The following is a 13,719-nucleotide window of genomic DNA, read 5'->3' on the forward strand; positions in this document are numbered from 1 at the left end:
ACATCTAAGAAAAGAACATCACTCTCATGCAACGCAGGGTTCACCAGATCATGAACCCCTTTGCCCTGTACATGGAAAAGTTCCAGATATTTGTGAAGGAGTGCTCCCTGTGCCGTAAGCTGCTGTTCTTGAGTGTAAATGGCTGCACGAGTCCCATCAACAAAATCAAAAGTACCCTCTTCATTGATCTGATGGGTTATTCGAAACGAGAATCGTGACCCTTTTCCGTTCTCCGATGCCAGCATCAAATGTGAATCCATCATATCCACATATTTATGGCTCAGACTTAATCCAATTCCCAGTCCATCTTTCCCTTTGCGCTGATTTTCCCATGCTGAAGCAAACGGTCTAAGGAGGGTTTTGATCCGCTCATTTTCGATACCAATACCCGTATCGCTTACCGCGTATTCAACCTCAACAGTGTTCCCCTCTTCCTTGACAATCAAAATCTCAACAAGAACACTCCCTCTATCATCGGTAAACTTAATACCGTTTTGGATGAGATTACGCATAATGGCGAGGATTTTATCTTGATCACCAATCATCGATTTTGGTAAATGGGGATCGATCAGGAACATTAGCCCTATCTCTTTAGATAGGGCAAGATCGCAAAACTGCTGTGAGAAATTCTCATACACTTCTAGCGGATTAAAGAGTCCAAGATTGGTGTGGATACTACCGCTTTCAACTTGCATCAATTCCAAAAGATTTTCGATATTTCGCATCATTGACTGAGCACTTCGACTTGTCATTAAAACATACTCTTTTTGCCATGAGCTTAGCGGAGAGCTTTTTAACAAATCGGTAAATCCGATGATTGCATTCATCGGAGTACGAAATTCATGAGAGATATTCGTTAAAAATTTATTTTTAAAATGCTCAAAATAGCGCTCAGCCGCACGTGCCCGCTCAATCACCGATGTATCTCGAAAAACAACACCAACAATAGGATGGTTCTCCAGGACAAGGACTTCCGATTTTACTGAGACGTCATACTCTACCCCACCAGAGCGGATTTTTCCCCGATAATCCCCTGATTTTGAAAGGAGATACGGTAGATTAACCCCCTGAGGGTCAAACCACTCCTCAATGAGACCGATCTCTTCCAATATAGAAAGATTCAAAAGTTCCATTAACGCCTCATTGCACCCGAGAAGCGCCCCTGAGAAATCAGCATAGATCATCGGATCCGAGTGCAAATTGGCACACGAGGTCATGATCGATATATGATTCGAGTATTCATCCTGAAAGCTTTTAGTGTATACCATAAGTTGCCCCCTTATACTTTCACGTGTAGGTATTTTTGAAGTACATATTCCAGTTTTTCACGTGTAAGCGGTTTGGAGAGATAATCATCCAACCCGCGACCTAAAATATATTCCCGATCCCCTTCCATCGCCAAAGCAGTCAATGCAATAATCGGCATACGTCCCACTTTGGTATATCTCTCTTCGGCTTTAATCTCTTGTGTAGCTAATATACCGTCTTTGATCGGCATATCAATATCCATAAATACGATATCAAATGTTTTATCACGGCACATCTCAACCGCTTCATCACCATTGGAAACGGCAACTACTGAGATACCATACTCTTTGAGAAGTAATTTAATTAGACGCTGGTTGATAAGGTTGTCTTCAACTACTAGGGCATTCACCCCTCGCTGAATTTGGGGAGCAGTGACAACATCTGCTTTAGGGAGATCAAATATCGTAATCAAATGTTCCAATAGTGATGTGGGCAACAGCGGTTTGGAGAGAAAAAAATCAACCACATGAAGCATTTTTGCCTGTAACTTTTCATTTTGTTCAAGCAGTAATACCGTTTTACACTCTCGCTTAAGTCGAGATAGGTTCATTGTCCATTCACTCTTCTCCTGCGATCCTATCAAATATACCACTTCACTATCGTTGAATATAGATTCATCTACTATTTGAATTTTAGTGACATTAACCCCGAAACTACGTAGATAGTTAGTGAGATGATTCGCATCATCGAGCTTTTTCTCATCAATTAATGCTACTTTGACACTGCGAGCATTAATCATCTGTATTGCATGATCGGATGAACCCTCGAGTGTCAATGCAAAACTAAAGGAGGATCCTTTCCCCTCATCACTGGTGATCTTGAGTTCTCCTCCCATAAGGGAAATCAATCCGTGCGAAAGACTAAGCCCAACGCCCAGACGGTTATCAGCATGGTCACCGGAGACAAAAGGACGTGTAATGTTGCTAAGCTCCGCCTTACTGATCCCTTTTCCCGTATCTTTAACCGTAAATCCGATATTACACGTTCCATTCGTGTTACGTTTGAGTAATTTCACCTCAACCGTTATACGACCGCTGCTTTGGGTAAATTTGAGTGCATTGTTATAAAGGTTATTAATCACTTGTTTGATTTTACGAACATCGCCGGTGATATAGGTAGGGAGTTTCGGATCGATAAAAAACAAAACTCCGACCCCTTTATCGGTAGCAATAGGAATCGATCCCCGTGCCAACTCTTCCATTTCTGCAACGATATTAAATTCACTTTTACTCACGCTCAAGCGACCGTTTTGCATTTGTGCTAAATCGAGAAGATTCTCAATGTTGGACATCAAATTACGGGCTGATCCTTGTACTGAATGGATATATTCAAGCTGTGTATCATTAGGAGAGGTTTTCGAGAGAAGATCTACGAACCCTAAAATACCGTTCATAGGAGTACGGAACTCATGCCCGATATTGGCCAAAAATTTACTTTTGAGTTGCTCTACTTTTACCACTTCCGCTTTTAAATCAACGAGGTTACTTTGATCTTCGAGACGAAGAAGATACAAATCACTTCCCCCCTCTTGCAACAACGTGGAAGTTGCTACCATCGTATGCATTTTTCCTGAAGAATCCACTATCCCCAGTCCGTATCCATTAGTACAATGGGTTCGAATGTAATCCAACCAGCTTTTATCAAATTCGGTAAACACCTCTTCATCTTCATGATCAAAAAGTTCCCGTATGCTTTCATGATTATTACGCAACTGCTCAATATTTTGAAGAGGAACCAAATCGAAAAAAGCTTTATTCGCCCCGATCCACCCATTTTCTTTGGTAAAAAAGAGCAAAGGATCGGTATCGGTATCTAACACTTTATACAAAAGTTCTTTGTTGATCGATTGATCATTCTGATCGGTAAAATGGTGTTTACTGCTTCCAAACATATCACTGATAAAACGTAAGAGTCCCAAAAATCTCCCCTTAAATAACGATTTTGTACAGAAATCGCTTATTGTATCACAAAATAATCTGATCTCTTTTTAAATGCTACAATACGGCAAAAAAATGGAATCATCACGATGAAAAAGGCCACCAAAAAAGAGGTTGAATCGATCAAAGCTCTCTTTGTAGAACGCTACAGCGATGCCGTTACGGAGCTTACCTACGCCAATGCGTATGAGCTCGTCATCGCCGTAGCCCTCTCCGCTCAATGCACCGATAAACGGGTCAATCTCATCACCCCAGCACTCTTTGAAGCCTACCCAACCCCCGAAGCTCTCGCAGAGGCGGATATAGACGAGGTCAAACACCTCATTCAAAGTTGCTCATTTTTCAATAACAAAGCTATTAACCTCATCGCCATGGCAAAAAGAGTGGTTGAGGTGTACGGCGGAGAAATACCGTTAGATGAAAAAGAGTTAATAACCCTCGCAGGAGTGGGACAAAAAACGGCACATGTCGTCCTCATCGAATACACACAGGCAAATTTGATGGCAGTTGACACCCATGTCTTTCGGGTCAGTCACCGTTTGGGGCTGAGTGATGATGTGAGCGCAACCGCAACCGAAGCGACCTTGGTCAAAAAATTCAAAACGAACCTTCATCAACTCCATCAAGGGCTTGTCCTCTTCGGGCGATACATCTGCACCGCCAAAAATCCAAAATGTGTGAGTGAGTGTTTTCTAAGCGAATTTTGTAAAAGCAAGGATGGGTTTAAACCCAGATAAGATACAATAACTGCATGAAAAAACAGACCCTATTATTTTTACTGCCGATTTTATTTGCAGGATGTTTCAATGATCGAGGCGTCAGTCTACGCTATTACAACGACTGTGAAGAGTATTACGATGCCCAAGGGTATTATCACAAACAATGCGATAAAAATATCCTCGATTACTCCGACATCACCAATGCCGTAGAGTCTATAAAAAACCCTAATCGGGGAAGCGTCAAATAGAGACTATTTGATCGCGATAAACGTTGCAAAATTAGCCCATCGGAAAAGAGTTTCACAGGTTTTAAACCCGCTGTTTTTTGCCATCTGTATATTTTCATTCATCGTATAGGGGATGAGGACATTTTCAAGGGCTTCACGTTTTTGAACGATTTCGTATTCGCTGTACCCCTGCACTTTTTTAAACTCATAATAGCAATCGATCAGCTCTTTATTCAGTTTCGGATCTTCAGAGACCACTTTTTCACTAAAGATAAAAACACCCCCCTCATTCAACGCCTCGCTAATCGTACGAACCAACGTATCGCGCACCATCGGACGGATAAACTGCAACGTATAGTTACTGATAATCACGCGCGCTTTCTCGTATGGAAACGTGAGGATATCCCCCTCATACAGCTCGATTCCAGAGCCGTACACTTCCACTTTTTTACGCGCATGTTCAATCATCGCAGGGGAATTATCGATACCGATCAGTCGAATATCCTCTTTTTTTTCGAGGGTTCGTTCAATCTCCAATAACAATGATGCGGTTGAACATCCTAAATCATAAACAACCCCTCCCGAAGAGAGTGCATTAAGGGCAAATCTCCGCGTTAGAGCTTGTGATTCTTTGTAAAAAGGGACAGAGCGCATCAGCATATCATCAAATACTGCTGCAACATCGGCATCAAATTCAAACTGTTTGGATATGGGCTTAGTAAATAAAGTATCGGTTTTCATAAGGGTAATTGTAGCGTAAAGGTGAGCAGTTTTGAGGGGCAAACACTAAGTGACGAAACAAACATTTTTGCCCCTCGGAGCGTAAAAAGCAATTTTCAGTCCACTAAATTCAAAATAGAGTGGAACCTGTATTCTCCTCCGTTTTTTTTATCTTGCTCGGGTGAGACTTGGTCTCTCCGAAAAAAGTGATCTCATTGTCACGCAAAATTCGGATAATATTGGTCGTCCCAGGAGTACCGATCGGATAGCCTGCCGTAAAAATATAGGTATTCTTTTTATCGATAATCCCCCGCTTTAACCCGCTCTGGATAATATCGCCCAACATATCCTCGATACGCCCTTTTTTGATCAGATACGCCGGAACAACCCCCCAAACAATAGTCAGCAACCGCGCTATCCTTTCTTCGTGTGTTGCCGCATAGATGGTCATTTTCGGACGGTAACGGGAGAGTTTTTTTGCCGAGGCACCTGAGGCACTCATCGCGATGATCCCCTCCGCATTCAAAGAATCCCCTAAACGGACGGCAGACTCATTGACCCGATCCATCGCATCGTCATAGCCGAAGTTAAATTTTTCATACGGATAAATCTCCTCAATCGCCTGAATCGTGTTGACCATCGTCTCCACCACCAGTACCGGATTATGTCCCACCGCACTCTCCTCGGAGAGCATCACGGCATCGGTTCCATCCAAAACCGCATTAGCGACATCACTGATCTCAGCCCGTGTCGCGGACTCTTTTTCGGTCATCGATAAAAGCATCTGTGTGGCGGTAATAACGGGTTTAGAGTGGGCATTCGCTTTATCAATCAGCATTTTCTGGATCGTCGGAACACGATAATAAGGAACTTCAATCCCCAAATCACCGCGCGCTACCATCAACCCGTCCGAATGACGCAAAATCTCATCGATATTCTCTACCGCATCAAACTTCTCGATTTTAGCAATAAGCTGTACATCTCCGCCGTACGAATGGACAACTTCACGGGCATTAATCATATCTTGGGCATTTTGGACAAAAGAGATTGCCATAAAGTCAACACCGTTAGCAACACCCCACCCGATATCACGTCTGTCTTTCTCGGTCAAAATATCGATTCCCAGACGAGTATTAGGGAAATTAATCCCCTTATTCGACGTGAGTTTCCCTTTATTCTCGATTATTGCTTGAACAAACGTATCATTAATCTGCGCAATTCGAGCACGGATGAGACCGTCATACAAGTAGATAAAATCGCCGACATGAAGCATTTTGAGGATTTCACTTTGATTAATCGAGAGTCGGTAGTGCTTATCGCCGATTTTTTCTCCTAAACACGTTTCATAGTAAAAATCGAGCCAATCACCGCTTTCTAAATTAAACTCTTCTTTGAGTTTTTCAACACGTATTTTCGGGCCGCTGATATCTTGCATTACCCCGACCAGTAAACCGGTTTGGCGCATAGCGGTGCGTATATTTTCTAAGACTTGCGCATGATATTCATACGTACCGTGAGAAAAATTGAGGCGGAAAACATTAACTCCGGCTTTAATAAGAGCAGCAAGTGTCTCTACATTATCCGATGCTGGACCGACCGTTGCTAAGATTTTAGTCCGTTTTTGCATAAGTGCTACCCTCATTCTAGTTATTTTGGAAATAGTAACACACTTTGATATCTTTGAGGATACGCGAGTGATGAAGTTTACAGCCAATCTCAGCGATTTTAGACTACAATTAACGTATTTAAGTTTGACAGGTGCCCCAACGCAATGAGCAAAAGAGCCATTAATACCGATATTGTCCTCATTGATATTATCGATTTTTCCCGTCTAAGTATGGATAAACAACTCGAAATAATTTCTTATCTCTCCCTTACTTATAAAAAAATGATCCTAAAAATGCTCAAATCATCTGGGATTACTATGGATCAAATGATACAGGGAATGATCCCTACAGGGGATGGATTTTACTGCATTCTCCACCCTTCACTTCGAGGTTTTGGACCGATTCTAGGGCTCTCTTTTATCCATTTTTCTGATTTTATAGCCAAAGACTACCCTTATTTCAAGGGGATACGAGTTGCCGTTCACACTGGCAGAATCCACCGTTTCGAAGATATACTGGGACATGACAACTATGTTGGGGATGGACTCAATGAGTGTGCCCGCTACGTCGATATCAAAAATTTAGTCTCCAATACCGTCATTATCTCCGATAAGGCATACATATCATTAGAAGAGTTTTTGGATGCCCATAAAGATTATCGACAACTGCTAGAACAATGCGAGTTTCGCCATAGCTCCGTCCATACCTTTCAAGATAAACACGGTATTACCCATAAAGGGTATCTCATTTGGGTCAGAAAAGGGGGAATTATCCCACCACCTCGCCCGACATGGCTTGCTCCCCCTAAAAAATCCTAGCAAGAGGAGACGATTTTGGATACTATAACACCAACACTATATCTAAGGAGGATGGATGCGTTTTAGCGTCGATGAATATGCCAAAACCTTTAAAATGTCCAAAGAGATGATTCAAAATAAACTCCGTACCAAACGGCTGAACTATATCATAGAGGGAGGGGTAACGTACATCATCGTTCCCCGAAGCTCTTTGGATGAAGAAAAACGTCAAGAACTCTCCCAAAATTCAAAACCGATTTCTCCGCCCCCTGCCCCTCAAAAAACAACTGTCGGAATGATTATTGCCCTCTATCAAAAAGAGAATCAGCAACTCAAAATCAAAATCAAAGAACTCGAAGCTAAAATTGATCGCCTAGTGAACGATAAAGAGCAAATGTTGATTGCAGAACGTGAACGAATCGAAGAGATTTATACTACAAAAGATGAACAACTCAAAAATTTATTAGACGTAATCAATACTAAACTTCTCCTCTCTCAAGAGAATCGCGTCCATGATGTTGATATCTCCACCATACCAGAGCCTATTGCACCGACACTTTCCAGCGGTATTATCGAACTCAAACGGTATCTCAAATTTATCGGAATGGGTTCGGATGAGCGAAAAGCGGTAAAACGCCGTTTTGAACTTGCCTATGGAAGTGATATACGTATTATTCAAAAAGAGGGAGAATTTTACGTCGATCTCTCCAAATACGATTACACCGATTTTCTCTCCTAAGGGGTAATCCCCCCTCCTTCTTTTACTTCACCCTTTTTATACGCACTAACCATATCACCCATCACTAACGCACTCAAAGTACATTTTCATTTCAATCACACCTAATTTTCAATCTATTTTTATACGCTTTTCTGTATATTTTATACTGTATAACTATTTATATACTTGGAATAGCAAATGCTTTAGTGCATAAAGTGTAGTTAATACACATTTTATACATTTTTATACGATGTTTTAATTATATTTTATACGTTTTAATGTTTATCTCAAGAAAAGAATATTACAATGGAGCGATGGAAATGAGTGATCTTTTTAATCTTCTTCACAATGCCGTAGAGGCAGGGCACAACGGAAAAAAGATTTCCCAAAAAGAGATGGCATCAGAGCTGGGCATTTCTATGCGGACGTATCAAGACTGGCGATTGGGAAATGCCAAGCCTCAAGCCGCCAAAGCAGTTCTTGAGATGCTGGGGATGCTAGAAGATGAAGAGATCATTCGTGTCGTGCGAAAAATTAATAAGTTAGGACAAAAAACATGAGCAGTTTGAGTGAACAAGAACGTATCGGATTGGAAGATGTATTTTTATCGATATCTTCCTCTCAAAAAATCTTACAAAAATGCTCTATTTGGAGCAAAACATTTTCCACAGATTTCGATACGAACAAGCTCTTCTCACCCCTGACGTTCACGCGACATTCAAAAAATTGGCTTAAAAACACTCTTAAAAACCACAAATTAACAAAACTATTCAATAAAATGCAAAAAAGAAGAAAATTTTAAGCCAAGAGATATTAAAGTATTCGCGGCTAAAACACTTTTCCCCTGCTTGTTCGTGTGTACGGGAAGCAGTAAGTGTTATTCGCATATCTAAATTAAGGGCAATAAATGAATAAAGCACAATTCGTAGAGTTGGTTCAAAAAAGTGGTAGTTACAAAACTAAAGTTGAAGCTGAAACAGCGATTAAAGCTTTTACTGAAGCGGTAACTGCAGCTCTTGTTACAAAAGAAGAAGTTTCATTGGTAGGTTTCGGAAGCTTTACCTCTACTCTTCAAAAAGGGAAAAGCGGTAAAGTTCCTGGTACTAACAAAACTTACAGCACTGCTGATAAAATGGTTCCTAAATTCAAACCGGGCAAAAGTCTTAAAGACAGCGTAGAAGCCGGTAAATAATTACCCCTTAATATGTTGAGGGTTTATAACCCTCGGCTTATTCCCCTATTTATTTCTCCCATTTCCTTTATTGCAATCAAATTCGGTTATAATTATTCAAAGTCTATTTGTCTTTAGTACATCGACTAAAGCTTTAATAAGAGGATATAGGTGTTTTCTTTTTTAACCCGTTTTTTCCAAAAAAAATCTCCGCCAATAAAGGAAAAATCAATTCCAAATCGACTCCAAATCGATTTTTTTAATCTTATTGCACACGAAGAGGAGGGGATATTTTTCGAAAATTTTACCCTCTTTTATCAAGACCAACAAACCACTATCGCTCTTTTACTCTTTCTCCCCTATCGTGGACTCTACTTCGGAGAAACCATTACATGGGATTATGAGACCCTACAAAAAGCAACGATTGAACAATCCTCTAAAAAAAAGAGTTCAACCCGTTTGGAAACGACCGAATCGGCAATCCACGAAAAATTAGAATATATCCTCTCCTTTGACTCTACCGTATGTGAACGCTTTTTTTGGATGAGCGCACTAAGCGAAGATGAATTTGATACTCTAGACCCGTCATTCCATTCTCTCCTCCCAAAAGAGAGACTTATCTTTAAGGACTCATCCATAGAATCAATCCATCAAAAATTAAAATCCTTTACTACAAAACAAATTGAACCCTACTCTAGCATTAAAATCATCGGCTCCCTTCAATCGCATACCCTTATTCTCCCTACAGATCAAAACCCTTACGGACAATTTCTCTCCAATGAGCAACTTACTTTTCTCCAAACCGATTATACCGATACCGTAACAACCCTTTTTGGTGAGCATAACAGTGGAAAAAGCACCCTCATTATCCGTAAAGCCCTATTACTGTTGCTAAGCAATCCCGAAGAAAAAGTTCTGATTATCACCCCAACTCTCATCGGTGGGGAAATTTTACGTAAAGAGTTCATCTCCTTGCTCGAATACGGTGCACTTAAGATTGAACTCACCTCTCTTCGTTTCTATGCCCCTAACAGCAACGATAAAATCGAGGAGATGGAGTGCTTTCTGTCCTCTTCAACAATACTGTGTGATGATGCTCATATTATGGAAAAAAAATTTATTGATACGTTGATTAATCATCGAGACAAAAGGTGGCTACTCCTCTCCCTCTTTAATATCTATGCGCCGATCAACAACTCTTCAATCATACTTTATGAACATTATCAAAAAAATCTTATCACTAAAAAAATCTCTTCTGTTAGAGAAGAGGCACTAATGAACTTGCTATTAGCGCTTAGAGGGCATCTACTCGCTACCTCAGAGGATACAATAATGGTTATTCTTGAAAATGAAATAAACCTAGCCGAGTATAAAGAGGCTATTGATGAGTATTTTGAAATCAATTGTCGTATACTGACCAGAGAGTTTAGTTTACAATACCAAAATATTGATGATCTTATCCTCACAACACAGGAATACACCTATGGGCTCCATGTAGCACATATTTATCTTATGGTATCCGACGAAGAAGAAAATTACACCTATGCACTAAGCCGTGCATCAGAAAGTGCCACTATAATCTCTTTTTCAAATACGACGAGGGAACAATAATGATCAAAATTGTTAAAAGTGATAATGAGTGGAGAAGCCTTTTAACACCAGAATCTTATACCGTTGCACGAGGACATGGAACCGAACGAGCTTTTAGCGGAGAGTATGCCTCTTTCAAAGGGGATGGAGTTTATCAGTGTGTCTGTTGCTGCACCCCTTTATTTGATTCTACCGCCAAATTTGATTCAGGTACCGGATGGCCGAGCTACGATCAACCGATCGCCCCCAACGTGCTTGAGGAGAAACGAGATAATACACACGGAATGATCCGTGTAGAAGTACTGTGTGCGACATGTGATGCCCATTTAGGGCATGTGTTCCCTGATGGTCCTAAAAGCACCGGACTACGCTATTGTATCAATTCTGTTTGTCTCAAATTTATACCACGTTCACAGGAGTCTTAATGCGTTTATTACTTACTTTATTGTTGACGGCAACCCTTTCGTTTGCCGCTTCCCACCCGAAAGTTCTGCTTCAAACAACCCAAGGTGATATTACCTTGGAACTGTATGAGGATGTTGCGCCATTGGCGGTAGAAAATTTTACTGGTCTTGTCAAAAACGGCTATTACAACGGTCTGATATTCCATCGTATTATCAAAAATTTCATGGTGCAGGGGGGGGACCCGACCGGTACGGGCGCAGGTGGCGAATCAATCTGGAAAAAACCGTTTAAAGATGAGTTTAAATCTGGAATCGTGTTTGACAAATCCGGTGTATTAGCAATGGCAAATGCAGGACCAAAAACAAATGGCAGTCAATTCTTTATCACCACAGCCCCTACTCCGTGGTTAAACGGATATCACACTATCTTCGGTCGTGTCATAAGCGGTATGGATACCCTTGGAAAGCTGAACAATGTTCAAACCAACGGTCAACGCAATGGTGATAAACCGCTCCAAACCCAAAAAATTATTAAAGCAACCCTCCTCCCATAACTTCCTCATGCGCCCGCCAAAGTCTTCTCAAAGAGACTAACGGGCATAATTATGTAATCGTTTCGTAACTATTATGTAACGGTTTCGTAATACTATTGCGCCTCATATTTTTACTCTTAGGATAACCGCATGTCTGTCATTTTAGATGCACTGAATAACATTGGTACCCTTACCCTTGTTTTATTACTTCTTTCATTAGGTATCGCTCTTTTTTATGAGATGATAAATGGTTTTCACGATACTGCAAATGCTGTTTCTATGATTATTTACACCAACTCTTTAAAACCTGGGCATTCTGTCATTATGGCCGGTATCATGAACTTTTTCGGGGTTATACTTGGTGGTATTGGAGTAGCGTATGCCATCGTCCACCTACTCCCCTTGGATATTATCGTCTCATCAAACCAAGATACAACATTAGTGATGATCTACTCTCTCCTTATTTCAGCCGTTATATGGAATTTCGGCACATGGTATTTCGGTATTCCGGTATCAAGTTCTCATTCACTGATCGGATCATTAATCGGGGTTAGCGTTGCCTTTAGCCTAATGCATGGATTTGAATTTTCACAAAGTGTCAATTGGCCCGCAGTATATAAAGTGCTAATAGCTTTAGCTCTCTCTCCTTTGGTCGGATTTGGATTTGCTTATTTAATGATGAAAGGGGCACGCAAATTTTTCGATAACCCTAAATTTTACAAATCTCCTGAAGATGAAATCAAACGTAAACGTCCAAACTTTTGGATGCGTATGGGAATTATCGCTACCGGAGCCGGTGTTAGTTTTGCACATGGATCGAATGATGGACAAAAAGGGATGGGCTTGATCATGATTATTTTGATCGGTATTTTACCAAGTTACTATGCTCTTAATATGGATTCACATGAATACAAAATCAAACAAACACATGACAGTGCGGCGAATTTAGCCAATTTTTATGCGGAAAACAATGCTACGCTCACTCAGCTTGTCAACGAAAAACATCTTATCAGTGCATTAAAAGTCAAAAATACAATTGCCGAATGTAATGTCAATGACGTACACCAAACGACTTCATTAATCGCTACAAAACTTAATGGTATCAAATCATATTCTGACCTTTCATCGGAAGATCGATGGAGTGTTCACACTGCTGTTTTATGCAGTGACAACTTTTTTGGGCAAGTGGAAAAAATTATTGATAAAGACAAATCAGATTATATTGCTACTCAGAGGAAAACATTAATAACGGCATCGGAATATGTCCCTTATTGGGTTATCATAGCTGTTGCATTAGCGATTAGCCTTGGTACGATGATTGGCTATAAACGAATCGTTCTAACCATTGGTGAAAAAATTGGTACTCGCCCTATTAACTATATGCAAGGAACCGTATCACAAGCCATTGCTATGATTACTATTTTGTTAGCAAACTTTGCTCATGCGCCGGTAAGTACCACGCACATTGTTTCAAGCTCTGTAGCAGGTTCGATGGTGGCAGAACCGGATGGTGGTGTACAAAAAGGGATGATCAAAACCATCTTACTCTCATGGGCATTTACGTTACCCGTTACTGGGATCATGAGTGCCGCAATTTATTACGGTCTAAATTTTATCTTTATCGCTAACTAATAATTGACGCACTCTTCTCATACCTGCGGGTATGAGAAGAACCTCTACATTATCTTTCCTGCATATCTCTCTAACCTACATTACAGCAAATAGCTTCAGTTTTAGAAGGTGGTATATACACCAAAAACCGGCGCAGATTTAGCAGTAGCAATAGGCGAGCAGGGCACATCGGCAACATATGGAAGTGCGATGTCTGGTATCACGCTTGGACTAGGGATAAGGCCATGATTGGCAATGACGGCTCCATGCGGGTGGCATTAATGGATGATTCCGAAGACAGGAAGATGGGAAGACAGACTGCCGGACAAGAAAAAAGAGCTATGCACGATGCCGCATATAAACTCGCTAAGCTTCAA

14 protein-coding genes are annotated in these 13,719 nt (G+C 40.8%); 10 read left to right on the forward strand and 4 right to left on the reverse strand.

What is annotated here, in order from left to right; all coding sequences use genetic code 11:
- A partial coding sequence (locus tag JZU62_RS02925) for an ATP-binding protein (RefSeq protein ID WP_295011725.1) occupies positions 1-1,268 on the reverse strand: 1,268 nt, incomplete at its 3' end.
- A gap of 11 nt (positions 1,269-1,279) precedes the next feature.
- Positions 1,280-3,226, reverse strand: a complete 1,947-nt coding sequence (locus JZU62_RS02930; protein WP_295011726.1) for a response regulator — start codon at positions 3,224-3,226, stop codon at positions 1,280-1,282.
- Between the two features lie 108 nt (positions 3,227-3,334).
- Between JZU62_RS02930 and nth the strand changes: the two genes are divergently transcribed.
- Complete coding sequence (gene nth / locus JZU62_RS02935; RefSeq protein WP_295011728.1) at positions 3,335-3,982, forward strand: endonuclease III; 648 nt, start codon at positions 3,335-3,337, stop codon at positions 3,980-3,982.
- A 14-nt stretch (positions 3,983-3,996) separates the two neighbouring features.
- The gene (locus JZU62_RS02940) at positions 3,997-4,212 is read left to right on the forward strand and encodes a hypothetical protein (RefSeq protein ID WP_295011730.1); all 216 of its coding nucleotides are present in this window, start codon (positions 3,997-3,999) and stop codon (positions 4,210-4,212) included.
- 3 nt (positions 4,213-4,215) lie between these two features.
- Here the strand turns inward: JZU62_RS02940 and cmoA are convergent, their stop codons facing one another.
- Both cmoA and pyk read right to left on the reverse strand, forming a co-directional pair.
- Positions 4,216-4,932 carry a carboxy-S-adenosyl-L-methionine synthase CmoA gene (cmoA, locus tag JZU62_RS02945; RefSeq protein ID WP_295011732.1) on the reverse strand — a complete coding sequence of 239 codons (717 nt, stop codon included), beginning with the start codon at positions 4,930-4,932 and terminating at the stop codon, positions 4,216-4,218.
- Positions 4,933-5,041: 109 nt separating this feature from the next.
- Positions 5,042-6,538: a pyruvate kinase gene (pyk, locus tag JZU62_RS02950; protein WP_295011734.1), complete on the reverse strand. Its 1,497-nt coding sequence runs from the start codon at positions 6,536-6,538 to the stop codon at positions 5,042-5,044.
- Positions 6,539-6,682: 144 nt separating this feature from the next.
- On the opposite strand from pyk, the gene JZU62_RS02955 reads away from it, so the two are divergent.
- From JZU62_RS02955 to JZU62_RS02990, 8 genes are all read left to right on the forward strand, one after another.
- Positions 6,683-7,336: a hypothetical protein gene (locus JZU62_RS02955; protein ID WP_295011736.1), complete on the forward strand. Its 654-nt coding sequence runs from the start codon at positions 6,683-6,685 to the stop codon at positions 7,334-7,336.
- Between the two features lie 55 nt (positions 7,337-7,391).
- Entirely contained in the window at positions 7,392-8,054 is a 663-nt protein-coding gene (locus JZU62_RS02960) for a hypothetical protein (RefSeq protein WP_295011738.1), read from the forward strand.
- A 293-nt stretch (positions 8,055-8,347) separates the two neighbouring features.
- Positions 8,348-8,593 carry a helix-turn-helix transcriptional regulator gene (locus JZU62_RS02965; protein ID WP_295011774.1) on the forward strand — a complete coding sequence of 82 codons (246 nt, stop codon included), beginning with the start codon at positions 8,348-8,350 and terminating at the stop codon, positions 8,591-8,593.
- A gap of 347 nt (positions 8,594-8,940) precedes the next feature.
- On the forward strand, positions 8,941-9,225 hold the full coding sequence (locus tag JZU62_RS02970; protein ID WP_295011739.1) for an HU family DNA-binding protein: 285 nt from the start codon (positions 8,941-8,943) through the stop codon (positions 9,223-9,225).
- 150 nt (positions 9,226-9,375) lie between these two features.
- Positions 9,376-10,815, forward strand: a complete 1,440-nt coding sequence (locus JZU62_RS02975) for a hypothetical protein (RefSeq protein ID WP_295011740.1) — start codon at positions 9,376-9,378, stop codon at positions 10,813-10,815.
- A complete protein-coding gene (msrB, locus tag JZU62_RS02980; RefSeq protein ID WP_295011741.1) occupies positions 10,815-11,219 on the forward strand; it encodes a peptide-methionine (R)-S-oxide reductase MsrB in 405 nt (134 codons plus the stop codon). The genes JZU62_RS02975 and msrB overlap by 1 nt, the downstream gene beginning before the upstream one ends.
- Positions 11,219-11,752: a peptidylprolyl isomerase gene (locus JZU62_RS02985; RefSeq protein WP_295011743.1), complete on the forward strand. Its 534-nt coding sequence runs from the start codon at positions 11,219-11,221 to the stop codon at positions 11,750-11,752. The genes msrB and JZU62_RS02985 overlap by 1 nt, the downstream gene beginning before the upstream one ends.
- 129 nt (positions 11,753-11,881) lie before the next feature.
- On the forward strand, positions 11,882-13,363 hold the full coding sequence (locus tag JZU62_RS02990; protein ID WP_295011746.1) for an inorganic phosphate transporter: 1,482 nt from the start codon (positions 11,882-11,884) through the stop codon (positions 13,361-13,363).
- Positions 13,364-13,719 lie beyond the last annotated feature (356 nt).

The organism is Sulfuricurvum sp. (assembly GCF_019163035.1).
Taxonomy (GTDB): Bacteria; Campylobacterota; Campylobacteria; order Campylobacterales; family Sulfurimonadaceae; genus Sulfuricurvum.